We start from the raw sequence: 23,937 nt of genomic DNA on the forward strand, positions 1-23,937 counted from the left end.
CCATGGAACTCGACGTGGAACCGGTCGCGAGAGAATCGACAGCCGGGATCATCGCCCGCCAGCTGCGTGCGGCGATCACCACCGGCTCGCTCGCACCCGGTGCCCAGCTGGGCGAGGCCGAGCTCGCGAACCAGTTCCAGGTGAGCAGGGGCCCGCTGCGGGAGGCGATGCAGCGCCTCGTGCAGGAGGGGCTGCTGCGCAGCGAACCACACCGCGGCCTGTTCGTGGTCGACCTCGAACCCGAGGACGTCTACGACCTGTACGCGGCGCGGACCGCGATCGAGTCGGCGGCGGCTATCCGGGTGATCCGCACCGATCCACGGCCGGTCGGCGAGCTGTGGACCGCGCACGAGCGGATGACCTCGGCCGCCGACCGGGAGGATCCCGCCGCGGTCAGCGACGCCGACCTGGAGTTCCACGAACGCCTGGTGGCCCTTTCCGGATCCAAGCGGCTCGCCAGGATGATGCGCACGCTCATGGTGGAGACGCGGATGTGCCTGACCGCGCTGCAGCGCACCTACGCGGATGTGCGCGAGCGGGTCACCGAACACGGGGCGATCATCGAGGCGATCGCCGCAGGTGACGAGCGGCTGGCCACCGCGCTGCTCGAACGGCACATGGAGGACGCGGTGCGCAGGCTCGCACCGGGCACTTCACTGTTCGCCAGCAGGTCCGAGGGGTAAGTAGTCCCCGTAGAGGCGCCAGCCGGAAGCGGTCGGCTCCCAGTGCAGGAATTCGTTCTCGGGTTCCGGGGCGAACCGCTGATAACGGTCGGCGAGGATCTCGTTCGCCGCGTTGACCTCGCGGACCACCTTCACCACGGCGGCGAGCAACCTCCGTGGCCCGGTGGCGATCAGCGGTGGAAACCTGGCCCGCGGCAACAACGCGCGGTGTTCGTCTCGGGTGTGCATGTGACCATCCTGCGCCGGTCGCCGCACGGACAACAGTGGCTGAATGGACAGGTATCACGAATATACTGCCACCATGTTGCACAAGATCGCGGTCCTCATCGGACGGCACACCGCCCCCTTCGAACTCGGTGTCGTCTGCGAGGTGTTCGGCGTCGACCGCAGCGATGACGGCCTGCCCGTCTTCGACTTCGCGGTCTGCTCACAGCACGCCGAACCGTTGCCGTGGGCCGGTGGGCTCAGCCTGAGCACCAGGCACCGGCTCGAGCACGCCGCGGACGCCGACCTCATCGCGATCCCCGGCGGTTACCTGCCCATCGAGCAGCCGACCGCCGAGCCCATCCTGCGGATCCTGCGCGCGGCGGTGAACCGGGGCGCCTACGTACTCTCCGTGTGCACCGGTGCCTTCGTGCTCGCCGAGGCCGGGATCCTCGCCGGGCGCGTGGCGACGACCCACTGGCATCACCTCGACCGGTTCCGCGTCCGCTATCCCGATATCGAGATCGATCCGGACAAGCTCTACGTGCAGGACGGTCCGGTGATCACCAGCGCGGGCACCGCGGCGGGCATCGACGCCTGCCTGCACCTGGTGCGCACCGAACTCGGGGCCAGCGTGGCGAACGGGATCGCCCGCCGGATGGTCGTCCCGCCGCACCGGGACGGTGGCCAGGCGCAGTTCGTGGACACCCCGGTGCCGCACGCGCCAACCGAGGACGACACCATCGCCGCACTGCTCGAATGGGTGCCCGCGCACCTGAACCTGCGGCTGTCCGTCGAAGACCTCGCCACCCGCGCGCACATGTCCGAGCGCACCTTCGCTCGCCGGTTCACCAAGGCCACCGGCACCACCCCGGCGCGCTGGATCGCCGGACAGCGGGTGCTGCTCGCGCAGCGGCTGCTCGAGGACGGCGAACTGGATGTGGAACGGATCGCCACACGCTGCGGGTTCCCGAGCGCGGAGCTGTTGCGCCACCATTTCACCCAGATCGTGGGCACCACACCGAGCCGGTACCGCCGTCAGTTCCGCCGCGCCGGTTGAACGAGGAACTCCCGCGCGGACCGCATCCGCGCGGGAGTTCCCGGTTCGGCAGGAGATTCAGCGAACGATCACGGCTCCGCGATCGCCACGTACTTGGTCTCCAGGAATTCCTCGATGCCGACCCGGCCACCCTCGCGGCCGAGACCGGACTGCTTCACCCCGCCGAACGGGGCGGCCGGGTTGGAGACGAGCCCGGTGTTGAGCCCGACCATGCCGGTGTCCAGGCGCTCGGTGACCCGCAGCGAACGGTTCAGGTCCTTGGTGAACAGGTAGGACACCAGGCCGAACTCGGTGTCATTGGCCGCGGCGACGGCCTCGTCCTCGGTGTCGAACACGGTGATCGGCGCGATCGGGCCGAAGATCTCCTCGCTGGCCATCCGCGATTCCGGGGCGACCTCGGTGAGCACGGTCGGCTGGTAGAAGTGCCCGGCTCCCTCGTTCGCGGCGCCGCCGGTGAGCACCTTCGCGCCGCGCGAGACGGCATCCGAGACCAGGGTGCCGACCTTCTCGATCGCATCGGTGTCGATGAGCGGGCCGATGGCGACCCCGTCCTCGATGCCGGGCCCGACCTTGAGTGCGCCCATCCGCTCGGCGAGCTTGCGGGCGAACTCCTCGACGACCCCGCGCTGCACGTAGAACCGGTTGGCCGCGGTGCATGCCTGGCCGATGTTGCGGGTCTTGGCGACCATCGCGCCCTCGATCGCGGCATCGATGTCGGCATCGTCGAACACCAGGAACGGGGCATTGCCGCCGAGCTCCATCGAGGTGCGCAGCACCTTGTCCGCGGACTGCTGCAGCAGGATCTTGCCGACCGGGGTGGAGCCGGTGAACGAGACCTTGCGCGCCCGCCCATCGCGCAGGACCGGCTCGCACACCGCGCCCGGATCGCTGGTGGTGACCACGTTGAGCACGCCATCGGGCAGCCCGGCCTCTTCGAGGATCCCGGCGAGCGCGAGCATCGAGAGCGGGGTCTGCTCGGCCGGCTTGATCACCATGGTGCAGCCCGCCGCGATGGCGGGGCCCATCTTGCGGGTGCCCATGGCCATCGGGAAGTTCCACGGGGTGATCAGCAAGCAGGGCCCGACCGGCTGGCGCAGCACGAGGAACCGCCCGGTGCCCGAGGGCGCGGTCGCGTAGCCGCCGTCGATGCGCACGGCCTCCTCGGCGAACCAGCGGAAGAACTCCGCGGCGTAGAGCACCTCGCCCCGCGCCTCGGCCAGCGGCTTGCCCATTTCCAGGGTCATCAGCAGGGCGAGGTCGTCGGCGCGGTCCACGAGCAGCTGGTAGGCCCGGCGCAGGACCTCACCGCGCTCCCGCGGGGCGGTCGCCGCCCAGGACGGCTGGGCCGCGTGCGCCGCCTCGAGCGCGGCGAGCCCGTCCTCGGTGCTCGCGTCCGCGATCGAGCACAGGGTTTTCTCGGTCGCCGGATCGGTGACGTCGAAGGTCTTGCCTTCCGTGGCGCTACGCCACTTCCCGCCGATCAACAGCTGCTTCTCCACGGCGTCCACAACGGCCGTCTGGCGGTCCTGACCTGCCATCACCACTTGCCTTTCCTCAGCCTTCGCTCGAAATCAGCTCGAAACTGCGCTTTTTCGGGGTACGCCTTGACTCTATCGCCCGCGTACATGGCATGCTAGGCACGATTGTCAACAATCGACAACCCCGTACCAGTATCCGATCCAGGGAGCAGAGATGGCCAGCCTTTCCCCACTACTCAAACAAGCGACGCCGGTCGTAGTCGACCACGGGGAGGGTGTGTATCTCTACGACACGAACGGGCGGCGCAACCTCGACTTCACCGCGGGCATCGGGGTCACCGGCACCGGGCACTGCCACCCGAAGGTGGTCGCGGCGGCCCAGGAGCAGGTCGGCAAGCTGATCCACGGGCAGTACACCACGGTGATGCACCAGCCGATGCTGGAACTCACCGAACGGCTCTCCGAGGTGCTGCCCAGCGGGCTCGACTCGATCTTCTACGCCAACTCGGGCAGCGAGGCCGTGGAGGCCGCGCTGCGGCTGGCCCGCCAGGCCACCGGACGGCCGAACATCATCACCTTCCAGGGTGGGTTCCACGGCCGCACCGTCGCCGCCGCCTCGATGACCACCTCCGGGGCGAAGTTCCGCGCCGGGATCTCCCCGGTGATGTCCGGGGTGCACGTGGCCCCGTTCCCCTACGCCTACCACTACGGCTGGGACGCCGAGACCACGACGGACTTCGCGCTGCGCGAGCTGGACTACCTGTTCGCCACCCAGACCCCGCCCGCCGACACCGCCGCCTTCCTGGTCGAGCCGATCCTCGGCGAGGCCGGCTACATCCCGACCAGCGAGCGGTTCCTCGCCGGGCTGCGCGAGCGCGCCGACAAGTACGGCATGCTGCTGATCTTCGACGAGATCCAGACCGGTTACGGGCGCACCGGGAAGTTCTGGGGCCACGAGCACTTCGCGGGCAAGCCGGACATCATCACCATCGCCAAGGGACTGGCCAGCGGCTTCCCGCTGTCCGCGATCGCGGCCAACTCCGAGGTCATGGGCAAGGCCTACCCGGGAACCCAGGGCGGAACCTACGGCGGGAACGCGGTCGCCTGCGCCGCGGCACTCGCCACGCTCGACGTGATCGCCGAGGAAGGCCTCGTGGAGAACGCGGCGGCGCGCGGGAAGCAGCTGCTGGACGGCGTCAAGAAGCTTGCCGAACAATACCCGCAGATCGGTGATGTGCGCGGTTTCGGCCTGCTGCTCGCCTGCGAGTTCGTGGACGCCGAGGACAAGCCGGACGCGGCGACCGCGGCGACCGTGCAGCAAGCGGCCGCGGACAACGGTCTGCTCACGCTGAACTGCTGCCCCTACGGCAACGGTGTCCGGATGCTCCCGGCGCTCGTGGTGACCGAGGAGCAGATCGAGGAAGGGCTCGAACTGTTCGGCCAGACCCTGGCCAAGGTGCTCGGCAAGTAACAGAGGAGAAGCGAGTCGATGACCAAACGGATCCGCATCAGCCTGGACAAGCGCGAGGTGTCCTGCGTCGCCCGCCTGCTCGAGGACGAGGCGCCGCGCACCTGTGCCGCGGTGTGGGACGCGCTGCCGCTTTCCGGGCAGGCCTACCACGCCAAGTACGCGCGCAATGAGGTCTACACGCTGGTGCCACCGTTCGTGCAGCAGCAGCCGGGCAAGGAGAACCCGACGATCACCCCGATCCCCGGGGATGTGTGCTACTTCGGGTTCGAGCCGTGGGAGATCGGCAATCCCGCCTACGGCTACGAGCCGGGCAGCGAGGCACACGCCGCCCAGGGCGCCACCGATCTGGCGATCTTCTACGGCCGCAACAACCTGCTGATCAACGGGGACGCGGGCTGGGTTCCCGGCAACGTGTTCGCCACCATCGAGGAAGGTCTCGAGGACATCGCGAACGCCTGCCAGGACCTCTGGCTGCGCGGGGTCGAGGGCGAGACCATGACCTACGCCCGCCTCTAGAAATCCCTTCCCGGGCAACGGGAAACGGCCCGGCGTGTGATGGGCGCCGGGCCGTTCTCCGTCAGAATTCCCCTGTGGACCCGATCACCGTCGCACGGTACACCCGCCTGCGCCTTGCTAACCTCTGGGCGCGGCGGTGGGGCTCGCCGAACCAAACCGTGGCGGAATGCGCGTCACCGACGGTCCCTGTGTGAACGGGAACCGAGGAGAACCATGCCCACACCACCCTCGCGTGGTCTGCTGTTGTGTGCCATCGCGCTCGGCGGTGGGATCGGCGCGCTCGCCAGATACGGCGCCGGACTGCTGTTTCCCGGGACACCCGGCGGATTCCCGCTGACCACGCTGCTGGTCAACGTCCTCGGCTGTGCCCTGTTCGGCGCGCTCTCGGTGCTGCTCACCCATGGCGTGCGGCATCCACTGGCCCGGCCGTTCTTCGGTACCGGACTACTCGGCGGATTCACCACCTTCTCCACCTCGGTGGTCGACGCCGAACAGCTGCTGCGCGCCGGTCAGCCCGGGCTCGCGCTGCTGACCCTGTTCGGCACGCTGCTCGCCGCCCTGCTCGCGGTGTGGCTCGGTGTCGCGGTGACCGAGCGGATGCTCACCGAGCGAGCACCTGCGGGTGCGCGATGACCTGGGTCCTCGTCTTTCTCGGCGGAATGCTCGGGGCACCGCTGCGTTATCTCACCGACCGGTTCGTCCAGCACCGCACCGGAAGCCGGTTCCCGCTCGGCACGATGGCGGTGAACGTGCTCGGTTCGCTGGTGCTCGGCCTGCTCACCGGCCTGGCACCGAGCACCGGGTGGCAGCTGTTCCTCGGCACCGGGTTCTGTGGCGCGCTGACCACCTACTCCACGTTCTCCTACGAGACGCTGCGCCTGGCCAAGGAGAACGCGCGCACCCTCGCCATGGCCAACGCTCTGCTCAGCGTGCTCGTCGGCCTCGGCGCCGCAGTACTCGGGTTCGGCCTCGCCGCGCTATGGACGTAGCCCGGCGAGCACGAAATCGGCGATCTCCGTGCCGAGTTCCCGCGGGGTCTTGCTGCCGTCCGACCGGTACCAGAGCGGCAACTGGTTCACCACTCCCATCGCGACCTGGACGACCGTGTCGGCCGGAACCACGGCGCTGAACTCCCCCGACTGCTGGCCCCGCTCGATGACCGCGCGGAGGTGTTCGTGGAACGCCCTGCGGTCCGCGCGGAAATTCGCGTGGTGTTCCTGATCCAGCTTGTGCGATTCGCGGAAGAAGACCAGGGCCTCCTCGGCGTTGTCCGCGGTGCTCTGCACGACCCCGACCACGATTTCGCGCACCGTATCCGCCGCGGACAGCCCGCGCTCGGCGATCGCGGTCAGTTCCGCGTGCTGCCTGCCGATGATCGAGCCGTAGATCTCGTAGAGCAGATCGTCCTTGGAGCTGAAATGGTGATAGAGCGCGCCTTTGGTCACCCCGGCGTCGGCCACCACCTCCTGCACCGTGGTCGCGTCGAACCCGCGTTCGGCGAACAGCCGGACCGCGGAGCGCAGGATCCGGGTGCGCATCGGCACCGGCGGGGTGCTCGTGCCACCCGCGGGCTCGCTCATCGCACACCCGCCGGGGAGAGCGCCCGCGCCAGCCCGCTGAGGTCCGAGCCGGTCGGCACGATGGCGATCACCGGGGTGTCCAGCCCGTTGTCCACGTATTCCCGCACCCGCTCCCTGCAGTACTCGACCGGTCCGTGCAGCACGAGCTCGTCCACGACGGAATCCGGGATCGCCAGATTCGCGCCCCGACGATCACCGGCCGCCCATTTCTCCCACATCGGCCCGAGAATATCTCCGCGCCCCAGCCATTGCTGGAATTTCGCGTAGGCCGGAACGGTCAGGTAGCTGGAGATCATCAGCCGCCCGATACCACGCGCGGCCTCCGCATCCTCGGTCGGGCACACGAAAATCCGTGCGGCGAGCTCGGTCTCCGGCCCGACGACCGCCCGCACCTTCGGCACATCCGTTGCAGCGAGCCAGTTCGTGATCGCCCCGTCGGCCGACCGCGCGGCGAGCCGGAGCATGCCGGGACGCAGGGCGGCGAGCATGATCGGCGGGGCGACCGCGGGCGGATTCTCGAGTGTGAACTTCTCCACCGCGAAGCTCGGATACCGTTCGCTGATCTTCTCCCCGGCGAACGCGCGGCGCAGGAAATCGAGCGTGTCCCTGGTGCGCGCCATCGGCTCGGTGAACGGGATCCCGTTCCACTTCTCCACGATCGCCGGGGAGGAGGCGCCGATCCCGAACACGAACCGTCCCGGCGCGAGGTCGGCGATGGTCGCCGCGCTCATCGCCAGCAGACCCGGTCCCCTGGTGTACACCGGAACGATCGCGGTCCCCAGGCGCAGGTTCGGCGCCCACTGCGCGGCGAGCGCGAGCGGGGTGAACGCGTCGGTGCCCGCCGTCTCCGCGGTCCACAGATCCGTGTAGCCGAGATCGGGAAGCGATTCGATCAGTGCCCGCTGCTCGGCGAGCCGCACCCCGGTCAGCGGGATCGTCAAACCCCATCGGGACATCCGCAGCCTCCTACGCGATCTGCGGGCGCACGAGCGCGCCGCCGTCCACCACGAGCGTGTGGCCGGTGAGCCAGGAGGACTGTTCGCCCGCGAGGAACAGCACGGCGTTGGCGATGTCCTCGGGTTCACCGATCCGCTTGAGCGGCATCGCCTCGGCGATCCGCTCCTCGTGCTCCTTCCAGAGCGCCTCGGCGAGCTTGGTGCGCACTATCCCCGGGGCGATGGCGTTCACCCGGACCTTCGGCGCGAGTTCCGCGGCGAACTGCCGGGTCAGGTGCATGACCGCGGACTTGGTCGCGTTGTAGAAGCCGATCCCCGGTTCGGTGGCCATGCCGCCGATCGAGGCGATGTTCACCACCGCGGCCGGTGTCCCGGAGCGCTCGGCCATCACCGCGTGCCAGGCCGCCTTCGTCCAGGCCACGATCGACCACTGGTTCACCTCGAAGGTCTTGCGCGCGCGCTCGGCGTCGATGTCCACCATCGGTCCCATGTAGGGATTCGTGCCGGCATTGTTCACCAGCACGTCGAGCCCGCCGAACGCCTCGACGGCGGCCGCCACGGCTTCCCGTGCCTGCTGGTCGTCGGCGGCGTGCGCGGCGCGGCCGAGCACCTGCGCCTCCGGGTGCGCCGCGCGGATCTCCTCGGCAACCTCGTCGAGCCCCTCCTGCTTGCGGGAGCACAGCACGACGTTCGCGCCGCGCTCGGCGAACGCGAACGCCGTCGCCCTGCCTATCCCCCGCGAGGCGCCGGTCACGAGCGCGGTCTTGCCCGCGAATTCCCCTGTCGGCATGATCGGTCCCTTCTACTCGCGTTGACGTTGTGCTGCTCGCTGCCTACCGTACAACGTGAACCGACTGGTCGGTATGGGATCGTGGTAGGCAGAGGAGGACGCGGCGTGCGCATCGAGGACAAGGTCGTCGTCATCACCGGCGGAGCGGGTGGAATCGGCTCCGCGCTCGCCCGCCGGTTCGCCCTCGAGGGGGCACGCGGGATCGTGGTCGCCGACCTGGACGAGGTGGGGACTTCGGCCACCGCCCAGGCGGTGCGCGGGGCCGGGGGTGCCGCCGTGGCGACCGCGGTCGATGTCAGCCGCGAGGAGACGGCGGCCGAACTGGTGAGCCTCGCCGAGCGGGAGTTCGGTCCCGTCGACCTGTTCTGCGCGAATGCCGGGGTGACCTCCGGAGCCGGGATCGAGGCGAGCGCGCAGGACTGGGCGCGCGCCTGGTCGGTCAACGTGCTGCCGCACGTGTACGCCGCGCACGCGGTGCTGCCCTCGATGCTCGAACGCGGCGCCGGTCACCTGCTCAACACCGCCTCGGCCGCCGGGCTGCTCACCGCGTACGGGGACGCGCCGTACAGCGTCAGCAAGCACGCCGCGGTGGCCTTCGGCGAATGGCTCGCGGTCACCTACGGCGACCGGGGCATCGGGGTGAGCCTGCTGTGCCCGATGGGGGTGCGCACCGAGATGCTGCTGCCCGGCATCGAGGCCGAGGACCCGGCCGCGCTCGCCGTCGCGAACAGCGGCGCTCTGCTCGAACCCGATCAGGTCGCCGAGACCGTCCTCGAAGGACTCGCCGAGGAGCGGCTGCACATTCTCCCGCACCCGGAGGTGGCCACCATGTACGCGCACCGGGCCGCCGATCCGGACCGCTGGGCCGCGGGCATGCGCCGCTTCTACGGCGGCGCGCAGAGCTGATCCGATCAGCGCCCGGCGACCAGCGAGGCCACCTCCTCGGCGCAGCCGTAGGCCATGGTGACCCCGGAACCGCCGTGCCCGTAGCAGTGCAGCACGCCATCGACGCCGAATTCGAGACGCACCTCGGCGCGGGTGGGACGCAGCCCGACCCGGTCGGTGAGCACCCGCGCGGTACCAACCGCAGGCACCTCCTCCGCGCAACGGCGCAGAATCCGTTGCGTCACAACGGGATCGGGCTCGGTGTCGGCGGACTCGAACAGCGTGCCGCCACAGATCACGGTGTGCTCGCGGGGAATGACGTACATCGGCTGCTCGCCGTCGATGTCGTCCACGATCCACTCCTCGATCCCGCACTGTTCGAGCACGACGATCTGCCCGCGCATCGGCGTGATCCGCTCCCCCGCGACGAGCTCCTCGGCGGCCCGCCCGGTGCAGTTCACCACGAGGTCCGACCCGGCGATCTCGTCCAGCCGGGCGACCCGCCCGCGCTCCAGGGAAACCCCGCGCCCGTGCAGCATTCCGGCCAGCCAGGGCAGGTGGATCGACATGTCCACCACGGGCACTCGGACCCGCACCCCGCCGGGCACCCGCTGGTGCTCGCCGACGTGCCGGAGCCAGGACGGTTCCTCGTCCCCGCACCGTTCCACCCCGGTGCGCATCCGTACCCCGGCGCCCGGAACCCCGGCGAGCTCGCGCAGCACCGCGAGTCCGCGGATACCCCAGCCGAGCACCCGCTCGTACGGCTCGGCGAGATAGGGCAGCCACAGCGCGGCGGCGGCAGCGGAAGTGGTCTCCTCACCGAACTTGTCGGCGAGCACCCGGACCGTGTGCCCCTGTTCGGAAAGCCGCAGTGCCGCGGTGAGCCCGATGACGCCCGCTCCGACGACGGTGATCCGCATTTATCGCACCTCCAGTGCGCGTTTGATCCAGTCCAGTTGGAACAGCAGGAAATGCTCGGCGCTCTCCTCATCGGTCGGCGACATGTGTGTCACGCCCGGCATCGGGATCATCGCGTGCCGCCGACCCGCTTTGAGCAGTGCCGCGGACAGCCGCAGTCCGTGCGCGGCGAACACGTTGTCGTCGGCGAGCCCGTGGATGATCAGCATCTCGCTGCGCAACCCGCTCGCCTCGCCGGTGACCGAATTCCGGTGGTACACCTGCGGATTCTCTTCCGGCGTGCCCAGATAGCGCTCGGTGTAGTGGGTGTCGTAGAGCTCCCACTCGGTGACCGGGGCGCCGACCACCGCCGCGTGGAACACATCCGGGCGGCGCAGTACCGCGAGCGCGGAAAGGTAGCCGCCATAGGACCAGCCGCGGATCGCGACCCGGCCGAGATCCAGATCGGCGCAGTGTCCGGCGGCCGCGTGCAGCGCGTCGACCTGGTCGGCGAGGGTGACCTCGGCGAGTTCGTGGTGGATCGCCCGTTCCCATTCCGGGCCGCGACCGGGAGTTCCGCGCCCATCCGCGATCAGCACGGCGAAACCCTGGTCCGCGATCCACTGCGGCGTGGTGAACGCGTTGGCCACGGCGAGCACCCGCTGCGCGTGCGGGCCACCGTAGGGGTCGAGCAGCACCGGCAGCTTCGTACCCGGCACGTGATCGCTGGGCAGCAGCAGCGCGGCACGCAGCCCGCGCTCACCGAGCTCGAGCAGTTCCGGTTGCGGCTTCAGCGGTGGGGCGATGGCCAGCGATTCCAGTTCCAGTGCCCGGGATCCACTGTGGACGGTCGCACGCACCCCGGCCTCGTCCAGGCCGAGCGAGGTGAGCACGAACGCGTCACCGCGGCGGGTTCCCCCGTTTACACCCTCCACAGTGGACAGCTGCTGCACGGTGTCCGCGTCCACCCGGTACACGTGGATCCTGGTCGGATCGCCCATCGAGGCGGTGCACAGCACGTCCTTGCCGACATCCAGTACCGAGCGCACCTGCATCCCGTCCGGGGTCACCGCGCGATCGTCGAGGAAGAGCCGGTAGGCACCGTTCGCGGCGCGCACGGTGACCAGTTCACCGGAGGCGGTCCACGCGGGAACCCCGTCCACCAGATCGACCCACACCGGCTCGGTCTGCTCGTAATGGAGTTCGGTGCGGCCGGTGCCGATGTCCACCGTGCGGAACTGCAGGCTGCGCTGATCGCGGGACTGCACGGCGAGCAGCGGCGCGCCGTGCTCGGACCAGTGCACCGCGGCGAGGTATTCGTGCGTCTGCCGGTCCCACTCGACCGGGATCCGTTGCCCGTCAAGGGAAATCAGGGTCAGCGAGACCTCGGCGTTCACCGTTCCCGCCGCGGGATAGCCGACCGTGCGCGCCGGGGACTGCGGATTGGCCGCGTCCGCGATCGTCCACTGGGGCAGCGCCGTGGCGTCCACCCGCGCGGCGAGCAGCCACTGCCCGTCCGGGGACCACCAGTAGCCGCGCGAGCGCCCCATCTCCTCCGCGGCGACGAACTCGGCGAGCCCCCAGCTCACCCCGTCCTCCCCGGCCAATTCCCGGTCCCCGGTGCCGTCCGAGCCGATCACCCGCAGCGTGCCCTCGCTGACATAGGCCACGTGCGCCCCGTCCGGGGACGGCCGCGGGTCGACGATCGCCTGCGCCGTCGGCAGTTCCCGGACCCGGTCCTCGCGTAGTTCCACCACGTAGCAGCGCCCGGAGAGCGCGGCCACCGCGATCCGGTGCTCCGCATCGCAGGAATAGCCCTGTATCCCGGCGCCCTGGGTGCGGGACCGCTCGCGCCGCGCGCGCTCCTCGGCGGGCGGTTCCTCCTCTGCGCCACCCAGCGCGGCCGGATCGAGCAGACAGGTCTCGGTGTCACTGGCCACATCGAAGCTGTGCAACCGATGCACCGGATCGGTGCCGGAGGCAGAGCGCAGGAACAGCACGCGCGAACCATCCGGAGAGATCTGGAACATTCGCGGGGTACCGAGGGTGAATCGTTGTGTACGGGCCTGCATACGGGGAAACGAATCGCTCACCCCTGCAGCCTCGCAGACCACGGAATCGCTCGGTAGCGCCCCCAGGTCCACACAAGGATTCACCATCACATCGGCATCACCGCGCAACAGATCGCCGCAATGCGCAAGGAAACCCGGCTGAAACAGCTGTCGGCACCGCCTAGCCTCTAGCCTATGACCATGACCGAATCCCGCGCCGCCGATTTCCTCGCCCTCGATGAGCACTACTCCGCGCACAACTACCACCCCCTCGATGTGGTCATCAGCGAAGGAGAGGGTGCGTGGGTCACCGATGTGGAAGGCAAGCGCTACCTCGATTTCCTCGCCGGCTACTCGGCGCTGAACTTCGGTCATCGCAACCCGGCACTGACCGAAGCCGCGATCGCCCAGCTCGGCAAGGTCACGCTGACCTCGCGCGCGTTCCACCACGATCAGTTCGGGCCGTTCTGCCAGGAGCTCGCGGAGCTGACCGGAACCGAGATGGTGCTGCCGATGAACTCCGGCGCCGAAGCGGTGGAATCGGCGGTCAAGCTCGCCCGCAAATGGGCCTACCAGGTCAAGAAGGTCCCCCAGGACGGCTGCGAGATCATCGTCGTCGGGGAGAACTTCCACGGCCGCACGACCACGATCATCTCCTTCTCCACCGACGACACCGCGCGCGCCGATTTCGGCCCGTTCACCCCGGGATTCCGGGTCGCGAAATACGGGGACATCGACGAGCTCGCCGCGCAGTTCACCGAGCGCACCGCTGCCGTGCTCATCGAGCCGATCCAGGGCGAGGCCGGGGTCGTCGTGCCGCCCGCCGGGTATCTGACTCGGGTCCGCGAGCTGTGCGACCGGTCCGGTGCGCTGCTGATCGCCGACGAGATCCAGTCCGGGCTGGCCCGCACCGGAACCCTGCTCGCCCTGGACCACGAAGGGGTCCGCGCGGACCTGTACACGCTGGGCAAGGCGCTCGGCGGCGGGATCCTCCCGGTCTCCGCGGTGGTCGGAAGCGCGGATGTGCTCGGCCTGCTCAAGCCGGGCGAGCATGGCTCCACCTTCGGCGGGAACCCGCTCGCCTGCGCGGTCGGCCGCGCGGTCGTCGGGCTGCTGCGCACCGGCGAGTTCCAGGAACGCTCCACCAGGCTCGGCGCGCATCTGCACGCGCGGCTCGGTGAACTGGTCGGTTCCGGGGTCGCCGAGGTGCGCGGGCGCGGGCTCTGGGCCGGGGTGGACCTCGCCCCCGGCGGGCCGACCGGACGCGAGGCCTCGCAGGCGCTCGCGCAGCGGGGCGTGCTGTGCAAGGAAACCCACGGCAACACGCTGCGCATCGCTCCCCCGCTGGTGATCGAGGAAGCCGACCTGGACCGGGGCATCGACGCGGTCGCCGAGGTGGTCGGCACGTAATCTCGAGGGCATGCGCCGGACCACGAGCCTGTCGATCACCGTTCTCGGCCTGCTCGCGGTCACCGGCCTGCTCGGGGCGTTCCTCGCCGGGCAGCACACCCCGGCCGCGCCGGACGCCTGGTTCTTCGACACCATTGCCGGTCCCGCAGGAGCGGATCCGGTGTGGCGTTCGGTGCTGCTGACCTTCAGCATGCCCGCGCTGGTGTACGGGACGGCGCTGCTGCTCGCCGGGTATCACCTCTACCGCGGGCGGTTCCGGATCGCGGCGCTCGCGGTGTGCGCTCCCCCGCTCGCGGTGCTGTGCTCGAGCGTGCTGCTCAAGCCGGTGTTCGACCGGCACTACGCGGGCAACCTGTGCTACCCGAGCGGGCACACCACGCTGCTGGTGGCCACCCTGACCGTGTTCGTGCTCGCGCACCGCAGGTTCGGCTACGCCGCGGTCCCGCTCGCCCTGATCGGCGCGTTCGGGCTGATCGCCGGGCGGTACCACTACCTCACCGACACGATCGGCGGTGCGGCGCTCGGCTGCGCGGTCGGCCTCGGGCTGTACGCGCTCAGCCTGCGTCTGCGCCCGCGTCCCTGGACAGGGCAATCAGCCGGGAAATCGCGCGAAGATACTTCTTCCGGTACCCGCCGGCAAGCATCTCCTCGGTGAACAGCTCCGGGATCGGTTTTCCGGAGACCGCGACCGGGATCGCCCGGTCGTAGAGCCGATCGGCGAGCGCCACGAACCGCAGCGCCACGTCCTGGCGCTCGATCGCGTGCGTCTGGGAAAGACACACCAACTCGATCCCGTCCAGCAGCACGCCGTACTTGGACGGGTGCAGGGTGGCCAGGTATTCGCACAGCTCGTCGAAACCGTCCAGGGTCGCGCCCGCGGTGGCCTCCGCGCGGGCGCGCAGCCGCTGGTCGTCCCTGGGGGCGGGGGCTTCGGGGAGCCCGCGGTGCCGATAGTCCGGCCCGTCCACCCGCACCACGTCGAACCGGCTGGCCATGGCGTGGATCTCGCGCAGGAAGTCCTCCGCGGCGAACCGGCCCTCACCGAGCTTGCCCGGCAGGGTGTTCGAGGTGGCCGCGACCGAGACCCCCGCATCGGCCAGTTCCGAGATCAGCTTCGTCACCAGCATGGTGTCGCCGGGATCGTCCAGCTCGAACTCGTCGATCGCCAGCAACCGGCGCCCGGACAGCTTCTCCACCGCGGTCCGGAACCCGAGCGCCCCGACCAGGTTGGTCAGCTCCACGAAGGTGCCGTAGGCCTTCTCCCCCTCGGCGGCGTGCCAGATCGAGGCGAGCAGGTGCGTCTTGCCGACCCCGAAACCGCCATCCAGGTAGAGCCCGCGCCCCTCAGCCTTGCTCGCCCGGCCGAAGACCTTGCGCAGCTTGGATTCCCGTGGCGCACCGAGGCCACGCGCGAAAGCCGCGCAGGCGGTGACCGCCTCGGCCTGGCTCGGTTCCTCCGGGTTCGGGATGTAGGTGTCGAACCGGACCTTGTCGAACCGCGGCGGGGGCACCATCGAGGCGATGAGGGCCTCGGGGGCGATGGACGGACTCCGCTCGCTGAGCCGGGCTGTGGACATCTCTCCACCGTAGAGCTGCGATTTCCACCACAGCGACGCGCGTCCGGTTTACGCTGCTCCCGTGCTCACCCCACCGATCAAGCCCATGCTCGCCAGCCCGGTCAAGCGGATCCCGGACGAGCCCGGCTGGCTGTTCGAGCCGAAATGGGACGGCTACCGCTGCCTGGTGTTCCGCGAGGGCGAAGAGATCTTCATGCAGTCGCGCTCGGGCAAACCGCTGCAGCGCTACTTCCCGGAGATGCTCACCGCCTTCGCCGAGGCGCTCCCCGAACGGATCGTGCTCGACGGGGAGCTCATCGTCGCGCTGAACGGCAGGCTGGACTTCGACTCGCTCTCCGAACGGGTGCATCCGGCCAAGAGCCGCATCGAACTGCTCGCCGAGACCAAGCCCGCCCAGTTCGTGGCCTTCGACCTGCTCGCGCTCGGCGCGGCGGACGCGCGCGGTGAACCGGTGCGCCAGCGCCGCGAGGCACTGAGCGCGCTGGAGGTCACCACCGACCGGGTGCACCTCACCCCCGCCACCGAATCCGCGTCGACCGCGGGCACCTGGTTCGAGTTGTTCGAGGGCGCCGGGTTGGACGGGGTGATGGGCAAACGCCTCGATTCCCCGTATCAGCCGGGCAAGCGCAGCATGGTCAAGATCAAGCACTCGCGGACCGCGGACTGCGTGCTCGCCGGACTGCGCTGGCACGTGGACGGCGAACCGGGCGAACTGGTGGGTTCGCTGCTGCTCGGCCTGCACGATTCGCGCGGCGTGCTGCACCACGTCGGGGTGGTCGGCTCCTTCCCGCTCGCGCGGCGGCGCGCGCTCGCCGAGGAGCTCGCCCCGCTCACCGCCGGCGGCGAGGCGGACCATCCATGGCTCGGTCCCGGCGCCGAGGACGGTCGCCGGATCCCCGGTGGGATCAACCGCTGGCGTTCCGAGGAGCAGCCCTGGGTGCCGCTGCGCCGCGAACGGGTCCTCGAGGTCTCCTACGAGCACACCGAGGGCGGGGCGCCGAGCAGGTTCCGGCACAACGCCCAGTTCCTGCGCTGGCGCCCGGACCGGGAACCCGATTCGTGCACCTACGAGCAGCTCGAGGAACCGATCAACTTCGACCTGGACGCGGTGCTCGCCGGCCGGGTGCGGGCCCGCTGAATCCGGTTCCGGACAGCGTTTTCGCCAGGTGCACCAACTGATAGTGCCCCGCCTGGCTGCGCCGTTGTTCCACGTAGCCGTGCCGCTCGTAGAGCCGCAGATTGCCCGTGCTGAATTCACCGGTGAACAGGCGGATCACCGTGCAGCGAGCGGAAACCTCGCGTTCCGCGGCACGCAGCAGACCGCTGCCGAGCCCGGCGCCCTGCCGGTCCGGGGCCACGATGAGGCGGCCGAGCTCGGCGACCCCGTTCAGGCACCGCACCCGCACGGCCGCGACCAGCCGCGCTCCCTCGCGTGTTCCGAGGGCGAGCACGGCGGGGTCGGCCAGCTCCGCGGCGATCTCCGCCAGGCCCTGCACGAGCGGCGGCAGTGCCCAGTCCGCGTGCGCGCGGGCCTGGTCCACGTATGCCGCCCGTTGCAGGGTGAGTACCTCGCCCGCGTCCTCCGGATGGAGCCGCACGAGGCCCGAATCTGTTGGCATGCAACGGATCCTACTCCGGCAGCAGAGCCAGCGCCTCGATCTCCATCAGCAGCTCCGGCCGGACGAGCGCGGTGACCTGGACCGCGGTGGAGGCCGGCGGCTTCGCCGGGTCCACGTACTCGTCGCGGACCACGCGAACCGCGGGCAGCACCCCGAGATCGGTGACGTAGAAGGTCAGCTTGGCGACATGCTCGAAACCCGCACCGACCGCCGTGAGACAGCGGCGCAGATTCTCGAACACCTGCCGCGCCTGACCTTCCGGGTCACCCTCGCCGACGATGGCGCCGGTCTCGTCGAGCGCGATCTGACCGGAGATCGCGGCGAACCGCCCGGTCCCGGTGACCACGTGGGTGTAACCGTTCCCCGGGGCGACATCCGCGGGGTCGACATGACTCAACTCGCTCACGGGACTCTGCTCGCTCACGGGACTCCCATCATTTTCTTCTTGATCCACGGTGCCATGGCCAGCAGCACGAGCGAGGCCACGATCGGCACCGCGCCGACGATCAGGAAATAGCCGGTCTCGGTGTCCGCGCTGTAGAGCGGGGTGATCAGCGCGTTGATTCCCTGCCCCGCCGCGTTGTTCAGGAACCACAGGCCCATCATCTGCGAGGTGAAGGCCGCGGGTGCGAGCTTGGTGGTCGCGGAAAGCCCGACCGGGGAGATCAGCAATTCACCGAGAACCACGACGACGAAACTGGAGAACAGCCACCACGGGCTCACCTTGGCGTCGGTTCCGCTGATCCAGCCGGGAAAAACCAGAATCAGAAACGAGATACCGCCGATGATCCCGCCGATACCGAATTTGACCGGCGTCGAGATCTGCCGGGTGCCGAGCCTGGTCCACACATAAGCGAACACCGGGGCGAGGATCACGATCGCGAGCGGGTTGATCGACTGGAAGAATTCCGGATTGATCGACCAGCCGAAGATATGCAGATCGGTTCGCTTATCGGCGAAAACCGCACCGATATTCGCGCCCTGCTCCTGGATCATCCAGAAGAACATCGACACGATGAACAGCGGGATGAACGCGACCAGTCGCGATTTCTCCACCGGCGTGGACTTCTTGCTGCGCAACATGATCGTGAAGTACGAGACCGGTGCGATGAACGCGAGGCCGGAAATCGAATAGATCACCACATCGGCGGTGAGCGCCCCGGTCACGGCGAGCACGAGCAGGTAGACGGCGACCACGAGGATCACCAGCCCCAGAACCGAGAACGCGCGCTTGCGTTCGCCCGCCCCGATCGGGTTCGGCGGCTGCTGGCCTGCGCTCTTGAGCACCTTCCGGGTGCCGATGTACCAGACGAGGCCGATCGCCATTCCGATCGCGGCGGCGAGGAAGCCGAGATGGAATCCGCCGAGATCGCGCAGCGGGCCGAGCACCAGCGGCGCGATGAAACCACCCGCGTTGACACTCATGTAGAAGATCGAGAAACCCGCGTCGCGGCGGACATCCTTCTCGTCGTAGAGATCGCCGACGATTTTCGAGGTGTTCGTCTTCAGCAGCCCGGTGCCGAGCACGATCAGCACCATCGAACCGTAGAGGCCACCGAGCCCGCCACCCGGCAGGGACAACACGATGTGACCGCACATGATCAGCACCGCACCGAGCGCGACCGAACGCTGCGCACCGAGCAACCGGTCGGCGATCCAGCCACCGGGAATTCCGGCCATGTACACCAGTGCGCCGTAGACCGACATCAGCGCGGTGGCCAGGCCCTGGTCGATCCCGAGGCCGCCCTCGGTGACCTGGTAGTACATGTAGTAGATCAGGAGCGCTTTCATCCCGTAGTACGAGAAGCGTTCCCAGAATTCGGTGGCGAACAAGGTCGACAGCGCGAATGGGTGGCCGAAAAAGCCGTACTGCCGAGGCTTTTCCTCCTCGGTAGGCGCCGTAGTTGTCACGCGGCTCGCTCCCTTGCGATGTGATTCCTCGTGGGAAAAGGTTCCGAAAACACGACCGGGTGACGGTCGCGCAGAGGGACCCTAACCGCAGCCGGAAATCGGCGGTCATCCTGGGTAATCGATTTGGTCCCGAGGTCTACCCTCTACGCATGGAACTGCTCGACGCGCACGGCACGGCTCTCGAGACATTCGACCGGGTCACGCACCGTATCGGCGAATGGGATTCCCCGACTCCGTGCTCGGAATGGTCCGTCCGGGATGTGCTCAATCACCTGACCGAGGAACAACTGTGGGTACCGCACCTGTTGCACGGTGAAACAATGGATCAGGTCGGTGATCGGTATTCCGGGGATGTGCTCGGTAACCGTCCGGTCGCCCGCTGGGAGTCCGCGGCCGCGGCCGCCCGCGCCGCCTGGCTCGAACCCGGTGCCACCGAACGCGAGGTGCACCTGTCCTTCGGCGCCAGCCCTGCCCAGCTGTACCTGGAGCAGATGACCTTCGACCTCGCGGTGCACGCCTGGGACATCGGCGTCGCGATCGGGGTCGATCCCGCGATCCCCGCCGAACTCGCGCGCCTGATCGACCGGTACACCCGGCCCAAGATCAGCGCCTGGCGCGGGCCGATCTTCGCCGAGGAGGTCCCGGTGGACGCCAACGCGACCGCGGTCTCCCGGCTGATCGCGCTGAGTGGGCGTGATCCGCACTGGCGACGCTGACCACACGATTTCGCCTATAATGAGCGCACCGATTCTCATTGATTCCGCGAAGGGGTGCCTCGTACTTGCGTGACGACGAGTCGTCAGGCTGCCATACCAACGCTCACGGATGGGTAGTGCCGTGAGCGAGCTTGCGAGCGAACCAAAGCCGCAGCAGCATTCGCGAACGATCGAGCCGAGCGCCGGCGAGGTGCGACCGTGAACGACATTCTCGCCAGTTCGCTGCAGCTGATCGGCGTGCTCGCGGTGACCGCGATCGCCGCGGTGTTCGTCTCCGCGGAATACTCCTTGACCACGCTCGAGGGTGTCCAGGTCGACGCGCACGAGAGGGCCGTCGGCGACCGGCGCGCCAAACGGGTACGCCAGGCTCAGCACACGCTTTCTTTCCAGCTCTCCGGCGCCCAGCTCGGTATCACGCTGACCGGGCTGATCACCGGGACCATGGCGGAACCGGCCGTCGCCGGGCTGCTGCGGCCGCTGTTCACCGCGATGGCCATCCCGCTCGGGGTGGCCACGCCGATCGCCGCGGTGCTCTCGGTGCTGCTCGCCACGGCGCTCTCGGTGATCTTCGGCGAGCTGGTGCCGAAGAACCTCGCCATCGCGCGCGCCCTTCCCGTCGCGCGCGCGGTCGCCGGGATGCAGTGGTGGTTCTCCTGGATCCTGCGCTGGTTCATCCGCGGGCTCAACGGCGCCGCGAACTGGATCGTGCGCCGGCTCGGGGTGGAACCGGCCGAGGAGCTGCGTTCCGCGCGCAACCCGGCCGAGCTGGGTTCGGTGGTGCGTTCCTCGGCCGCGCAGGGCACCCTCGACCAGGGCACCGCGGCGCTGCTGGACCGGTCCCTGCGGTTCGGCGAGCGCACCGCGGACGAGCTGATGACCCCGCGCATGCGGGTGGAGTCGCTCAAGCTCGACGCGACCGTGGACGATCTCATCGCGGCCGCTCGGCGCACCGGGTTCTCCCGGTTCCCGGTGCACGAGGTGGACATGGACGATGTGCGCGGCGCGGTGCACGTGAAGCAGGCCTTCTCGGTGCCCTCCCGGCAGCGCGCGAGCACCCCGCTCTCCGCGCTGGTGCGCCCGGTGCCCACGGTGCCGAGCTCGCTGGAGGGGGACGCGCTGCTGGACCGGCTGCGCGATTCCGGGCTGCAGCTGGCCCTCGTCGTGGACGAATGGGGCGGTTCGGCGGGCATCGTCACGCTGGAGGACCTGGTCGAGGAGATCGTCGGCGATGTGCGCGATGAGCACGACCGGGGCGAGGTGAACCCGGTCCGTCCGCTCGGGCGCGAGTCCTGGATGGTCTCCGGGCTGCTGCGGGACGACGAGGTCGCCGAGGCCACCGGTTTCCGGATGCCCGAGGGCGAGTACGAGACCCTGGCCGGAATGGTCGTGGACCGGTTCGGCCGGATCCCCTCGGTCGGCGAGGAGGTGCGCATCGACGGCTGGCGGATCACGGTGATGCGGATGGACCGGTTGCGGGTCGCCGAGCTACGGGTGGCGAGGGAACGCTGATGAATCCGTGGCTCGCCATCGGCATCACCATCCTGCTGCTGCTCGGCAACGCGTTCTTCGTCGGTGCCGAGTTCGCGGTGCTCACCGCCCGCCGGGACCGCCTCGAGGCGCTGGCCGCCTCGAACGCGCGCGCCCGGACCGCGCTGCGCGCCGGGGAGAAGCTGCCGCTGCTGATCGCCGGGGCACAGCTCGGGGTCACGGTGTGCACCCTGCTGCTCGGTGCGCTGTCCGAACCCGCCTTCGCCACTCTGCTCGAGGCGCCGATGGACGCGCTGGGCGCACCGGCCGCGCTGCGTCACGCTCTCGGGTTCGCGCTCGGGCTCGTGGTGGTGACGATCCTGCACACGCTGCTCGGTGAGATGGTGCCCAAGAACCTGGCGATCGCCGGGCCCGAGCGCGCGGCGATGTGGCTCGTCCCCGTGCACTACGGGTTCTGCCGGCTCACCAAACCGCTGCTCGATCTGTTCACCGCGATCTCCACGGCGGTGCTCAAACTGCTCAAGGTCACCCCGAAGGACGAGCTCGATGCCGCGTACACACCCGTCGAGCTCGCCTCGCTGATCGGGGAATCGCGCCGTGAAGGGCTGCTGGACCAGTCCGAGCACCGCAGGCTGGCCAAGACCCTGCGCGGGGCGACCAGCCGCACCGTTGCCGATGTGCTCGTCCCGCTGGCGAACACCACCACCTTGCCCAGTGAGCCGACCATCGGCGATGTGGCGGACGCGGTCGCGGCGACCGGGTTCTCCCGCTACCCGGTCCGCGATGCGCGCGGGCGGCTGACCGGATACCTGCACATCAAGGATGTGCTCGACAGGGCCGGCGAACCGCGGGAGACCCCGGTGCCGCGCGGGCGGGTGCGCGGGCTTCCCGAGCTGCCCTCGGATGCCCGGGTGGACGACGCGATCTCCGCACTGCGCCGGGCCCAGTCGCATCTCGGTGCCGCGGTCGGCGGGGACGGGGCGGTGCTCGGTGTGGTCGCGCTCGAGGACCTGGTCGAGGAGTACGTGGGCACCGTGCGGGACGGCACCCACGTCAGCAGCGGCTAGGTTTCCGACGCCCGGGCGCGCAGCAGAAACCAGGAGGCGAAGGCGCACAGCATGAGCAGCGCACCGCCGAGGGTGAAGGCGACCGACTGGCCCTGTACGAAGGCTTCCCGGGCACCGCTGAGCAGCCCGGTGCCCGGGAGCCGTCCCGCCTCGGCGACCGCGCCGCCGAGCGAATCCCGCACGGTCTCGGCGTCCGCGCCGCGCGGTACCGGGACCCGGGCCCGGTACACCGCGGTGACCACGGTGCCCAGCAGCGCGATCCCGAACGCCCCGCCGAGTTCGAAGGCGGACTCGGAGATCGCGCCCGCCGCGCCCGCTTTCTCCTTCGGCACGCTGATCACGATCTCGTCGGTGGTCACCGTCATGGCGAAGCCGAGCCCGAGCCCGAACACCGCGAGGAACACGGCCAGCAGCAGGTACGGCGTCGCGGCGCCCACGGTCATCAGTGCGAGCATGCCCGCCCCGCTGGCGCCGAGGCCGAGTGCGACCACCGTGCGCGGAGCACTGGCCCGGGCGAGCCGCCCGGCCAGCAGTGCGGCCGGGATCGCGGCGACCGCGGCGGGCAGCAGCCGCAGCCCGGCCTGCAGCGGGCTGAGGCCGAGCACCAGTTCGAAGTACTGCGTGAGGTAGAACAACACCCCGATATCGGCGACCGCCGCGAGCAGATTCGCCACCACGGCACCGGAGAACCGCGCGTTCGCGAACAACCCGAAATCGATCAGTGGATGGGCCGAACGCCGCTGGCCGCGCACGAACACCCACAGCGCGGCGAGCCCGATCGCCGCGGCGAGCCACGCGAGCGGCTGACCGAGGCCATAGGCGGCGAGCTCCTTGACCCCGTACACCACGCCGAACATTCCGATCATGGACAGCACCACGCCGGTCATGTTCCACGGCGCCGGATGCGGATCACGCGATTCGGGGAGCACGAAGAACCCGACCACCACGAGCAGGATCACGAACGGCACCTTGATCAGGAACACCGAACCCCACCAGAAGTGATCGAGCAGCACTCCGCCGAGCAACGGGCCAACCGCCCCGCCGACCGAGAGCATCATCGACCACAGCCCGATCGCGAAGGTCCGCTCCCGCTCGGTGATGAAGATGTTGCGGATCAGCGAAAGCGTGGACGGCATCAGGGTCGCCGCGGCGATCCCGATCAAGGCGCGCGCGAGGATCAGCACCAGCGGATCGGTTGCGAACGCGGAAGGAATCGACAGCAGGCCGAAACAGCTCGCCCCGATCAGCAGCAGCCGCTTGCGCCCGATCCGGTCCCCGAGCAGACCCATCGCGACCAGTGTCGCGGCGAGCGTGAACGAGTACGCGTCCCCGATCCACAGCGCCTCGGTCGCGCTCGGCCGGAGCTGTTCGGTGATCATCGGCATGGCCAGGCTGAGCACCGTGACCTCGATCGAGATCAGTGCGGTGCCCAGCAGCAGCACCGCGAGCGCCAGCCAGCGAAGCGGCCCCGCGGACAGTGCTTCCCGTGTACGTGGCGAGGGTCCGCTCCTCTCCTGGCTGAAACCGATCGTCCCCGCGCGGCACCCTATCCACGCCGTTCGCATGGCACGACCGAAT

The 23,937-nt window shown here is 69.5% G+C and carries 25 protein-coding genes; 13 read left to right on the plus strand and 12 right to left on the minus strand.

What is annotated here, in order from left to right; all coding sequences use genetic code 11:
- The first annotated feature begins 2 nt into the window (after positions 1–2).
- Positions 3–683 carry a GntR family transcriptional regulator gene (locus tag A37U_RS0102625; protein ID WP_020495052.1) on the plus strand — a complete coding sequence of 227 codons (681 nt, stop codon included), beginning with the start codon at positions 3–5 and terminating at the stop codon, positions 681–683.
- Here the strand turns inward: A37U_RS0102625 and A37U_RS0102630 are convergent.
- Complete coding sequence (locus tag A37U_RS0102630) at positions 654–911, minus strand: hypothetical protein (RefSeq protein WP_020495053.1); 258 nt, start codon at positions 909–911, stop codon at positions 654–656. The two genes, A37U_RS0102625 and A37U_RS0102630, sit on opposite strands and share 30 nt — an antisense overlap.
- 73 nt (positions 912–984) lie before the next feature.
- Here A37U_RS0102630 and A37U_RS0102635 point away from each other — a divergent pair, with 73 nt between their 5' ends.
- Positions 985–1,947 (plus strand): GlxA family transcriptional regulator, encoded by a 963-nt coding sequence (locus tag A37U_RS0102635; protein ID WP_020495054.1) that lies wholly within the window; start codon positions 985–987, stop codon positions 1,945–1,947.
- A gap of 68 nt (positions 1,948–2,015) precedes the next feature.
- Here the strand turns inward: A37U_RS0102635 and A37U_RS0102640 are convergent, their stop codons facing one another.
- Positions 2,016–3,485 (minus strand): NAD-dependent succinate-semialdehyde dehydrogenase, encoded by a 1,470-nt coding sequence (locus A37U_RS0102640; RefSeq protein ID WP_026196802.1) that lies wholly within the window; start codon positions 3,483–3,485, stop codon positions 2,016–2,018.
- 154 nt (positions 3,486–3,639) lie between these two features.
- Between A37U_RS0102640 and A37U_RS0102645 the strand changes: the two genes are divergently transcribed.
- From A37U_RS0102645 to crcB, 4 genes are all read left to right on the plus strand, one after another.
- Positions 3,640–4,896 (plus strand): aspartate aminotransferase family protein, encoded by a 1,257-nt coding sequence (locus A37U_RS0102645; protein WP_020495056.1) that lies wholly within the window; start codon positions 3,640–3,642, stop codon positions 4,894–4,896.
- Between the two features lie 18 nt (positions 4,897–4,914).
- Positions 4,915–5,412 carry a DUF3830 family protein gene (locus tag A37U_RS0102650; protein WP_020495057.1) on the plus strand — a complete coding sequence of 166 codons (498 nt, stop codon included), beginning with the start codon at positions 4,915–4,917 and terminating at the stop codon, positions 5,410–5,412.
- Between the two features lie 213 nt (positions 5,413–5,625).
- A complete protein-coding gene (locus A37U_RS0102655; RefSeq protein ID WP_020495058.1) occupies positions 5,626–6,045 on the plus strand; it encodes a FluC/FEX family fluoride channel in 420 nt (139 codons plus the stop codon).
- A complete protein-coding gene (gene crcB, locus A37U_RS0102660; protein WP_020495059.1) occupies positions 6,042–6,401 on the plus strand; it encodes a fluoride efflux transporter CrcB in 360 nt (119 codons plus the stop codon). The genes A37U_RS0102655 and crcB overlap by 4 nt, the downstream gene beginning before the upstream one ends.
- Here crcB and A37U_RS0102665 read toward each other — a convergent pair.
- Genes A37U_RS0102665 through A37U_RS0102675 form a run of 3 tightly spaced genes read right to left on the minus strand, consistent with a single transcriptional unit; the run spans position 6,390 to position 8,738 of the window.
- Complete coding sequence (locus A37U_RS0102665; RefSeq protein ID WP_205622845.1) at positions 6,390–6,992, minus strand: TetR/AcrR family transcriptional regulator; 603 nt, start codon at positions 6,990–6,992, stop codon at positions 6,390–6,392. The genes crcB and A37U_RS0102665 overlap by 12 nt on opposite strands.
- Positions 6,989–7,948 carry an LLM class F420-dependent oxidoreductase gene (locus A37U_RS0102670; RefSeq protein WP_020495061.1) on the minus strand — a complete coding sequence of 320 codons (960 nt, stop codon included), beginning with the start codon at positions 7,946–7,948 and terminating at the stop codon, positions 6,989–6,991. Before A37U_RS0102670 ends, A37U_RS0102665 begins: the two co-directional genes overlap by 4 nt.
- A gap of 10 nt (positions 7,949–7,958) precedes the next feature.
- Positions 7,959–8,738 carry an SDR family oxidoreductase gene (locus A37U_RS0102675; protein WP_020495062.1) on the minus strand — a complete coding sequence of 260 codons (780 nt, stop codon included), beginning with the start codon at positions 8,736–8,738 and terminating at the stop codon, positions 7,959–7,961.
- Between the two features lie 105 nt (positions 8,739–8,843).
- Between A37U_RS0102675 and A37U_RS0102680 the strand changes: the two genes are divergently transcribed.
- Positions 8,844–9,644, plus strand: a complete 801-nt coding sequence (locus tag A37U_RS0102680) for an SDR family oxidoreductase (RefSeq protein ID WP_020495063.1) — start codon at positions 8,844–8,846, stop codon at positions 9,642–9,644.
- A gap of 5 nt (positions 9,645–9,649) precedes the next feature.
- Here the strand turns inward: A37U_RS0102680 and A37U_RS0102685 are convergent, their stop codons facing one another.
- Complete coding sequence (locus tag A37U_RS0102685) at positions 9,650–10,543, minus strand: FAD-dependent oxidoreductase (protein WP_020495064.1); 894 nt, start codon at positions 10,541–10,543, stop codon at positions 9,650–9,652.
- On the minus strand, positions 10,544–12,592 hold the full coding sequence (locus A37U_RS0102690) for a S9 family peptidase (RefSeq protein WP_240437474.1): 2,049 nt from the start codon (positions 12,590–12,592) through the stop codon (positions 10,544–10,546).
- A gap of 174 nt (positions 12,593–12,766) precedes the next feature.
- Between A37U_RS0102690 and rocD the strand changes: the two genes are divergently transcribed.
- Complete coding sequence (gene rocD / locus A37U_RS0102695; protein ID WP_020495066.1) at positions 12,767–13,981, plus strand: ornithine--oxo-acid transaminase; 1,215 nt, start codon at positions 12,767–12,769, stop codon at positions 13,979–13,981.
- 10 nt (positions 13,982–13,991) lie between these two features.
- Positions 13,992–14,636: a phosphatase PAP2 family protein gene (locus tag A37U_RS0102700; RefSeq protein WP_026196805.1), complete on the plus strand. Its 645-nt coding sequence runs from the start codon at positions 13,992–13,994 to the stop codon at positions 14,634–14,636.
- Here the strand turns inward: A37U_RS0102700 and zapE are convergent.
- The gene (gene zapE, locus A37U_RS0102705) at positions 14,536–15,558 is read right to left on the minus strand and encodes a cell division protein ZapE (RefSeq protein WP_020495067.1); all 1,023 of its coding nucleotides are present in this window, start codon (positions 15,556–15,558) and stop codon (positions 14,536–14,538) included. The two genes, A37U_RS0102700 and zapE, sit on opposite strands and share 101 nt — an antisense overlap.
- An 85-nt stretch (positions 15,559–15,643) precedes the next feature.
- On the opposite strand from zapE, the gene A37U_RS0102710 reads away from it, so the two are divergent.
- Entirely contained in the window at positions 15,644–16,696 is a 1,053-nt protein-coding gene (locus A37U_RS0102710) for an ATP-dependent DNA ligase (RefSeq protein ID WP_020495068.1), read from the plus strand.
- Here the strand turns inward: A37U_RS0102710 and A37U_RS0102715 are convergent.
- The 3 genes from A37U_RS0102715 to A37U_RS0102725 are packed head-to-tail and all read right to left on the minus strand — an operon-like array spanning position 16,647 to position 19,088.
- Positions 16,647–17,177: a GNAT family N-acetyltransferase gene (locus A37U_RS0102715; RefSeq protein ID WP_051111535.1), complete on the minus strand. Its 531-nt coding sequence runs from the start codon at positions 17,175–17,177 to the stop codon at positions 16,647–16,649. The two genes, A37U_RS0102710 and A37U_RS0102715, sit on opposite strands and share 50 nt — an antisense overlap.
- A 10-nt stretch (positions 17,178–17,187) precedes the next feature.
- The gene (locus A37U_RS0102720) at positions 17,188–17,583 is read right to left on the minus strand and encodes a RidA family protein (RefSeq protein ID WP_040586616.1); all 396 of its coding nucleotides are present in this window, start codon (positions 17,581–17,583) and stop codon (positions 17,188–17,190) included.
- A 14-nt stretch (positions 17,584–17,597) separates the two neighbouring features.
- Positions 17,598–19,088 (minus strand): peptide MFS transporter, encoded by a 1,491-nt coding sequence (locus tag A37U_RS0102725; protein WP_020495071.1) that lies wholly within the window; start codon positions 19,086–19,088, stop codon positions 17,598–17,600.
- A 149-nt stretch (positions 19,089–19,237) separates the two neighbouring features.
- On the opposite strand from A37U_RS0102725, the gene A37U_RS0102730 reads away from it, so the two are divergent.
- From A37U_RS0102730 to A37U_RS0102740, 3 genes are all read left to right on the plus strand, one after another.
- Positions 19,238–19,804: a TIGR03086 family metal-binding protein gene (locus A37U_RS0102730; protein WP_020495072.1), complete on the plus strand. Its 567-nt coding sequence runs from the start codon at positions 19,238–19,240 to the stop codon at positions 19,802–19,804.
- A gap of 198 nt (positions 19,805–20,002) precedes the next feature.
- Complete coding sequence (locus tag A37U_RS0102735; protein ID WP_020495073.1) at positions 20,003–21,313, plus strand: hemolysin family protein; 1,311 nt, start codon at positions 20,003–20,005, stop codon at positions 21,311–21,313.
- The gene (locus tag A37U_RS0102740) at positions 21,313–22,359 is read left to right on the plus strand and encodes a hemolysin family protein (RefSeq protein WP_020495074.1); all 1,047 of its coding nucleotides are present in this window, start codon (positions 21,313–21,315) and stop codon (positions 22,357–22,359) included. The genes A37U_RS0102735 and A37U_RS0102740 overlap by 1 nt, the downstream gene beginning before the upstream one ends.
- Here A37U_RS0102740 and A37U_RS0102745 read toward each other — a convergent pair.
- Positions 22,356–23,924 carry an MFS transporter gene (locus A37U_RS0102745; protein WP_083933143.1) on the minus strand — a complete coding sequence of 523 codons (1,569 nt, stop codon included), beginning with the start codon at positions 23,922–23,924 and terminating at the stop codon, positions 22,356–22,358. The two genes, A37U_RS0102740 and A37U_RS0102745, sit on opposite strands and share 4 nt — an antisense overlap.
- Positions 23,925–23,937: the final 13 nt, after the last annotated feature.

Source organism: Sciscionella marina DSM 45152, from assembly GCF_000379465.1.
In the GTDB taxonomy this organism is placed as follows: domain Bacteria; phylum Actinomycetota; class Actinomycetes; order Mycobacteriales; family Pseudonocardiaceae; genus Sciscionella; species Sciscionella marina.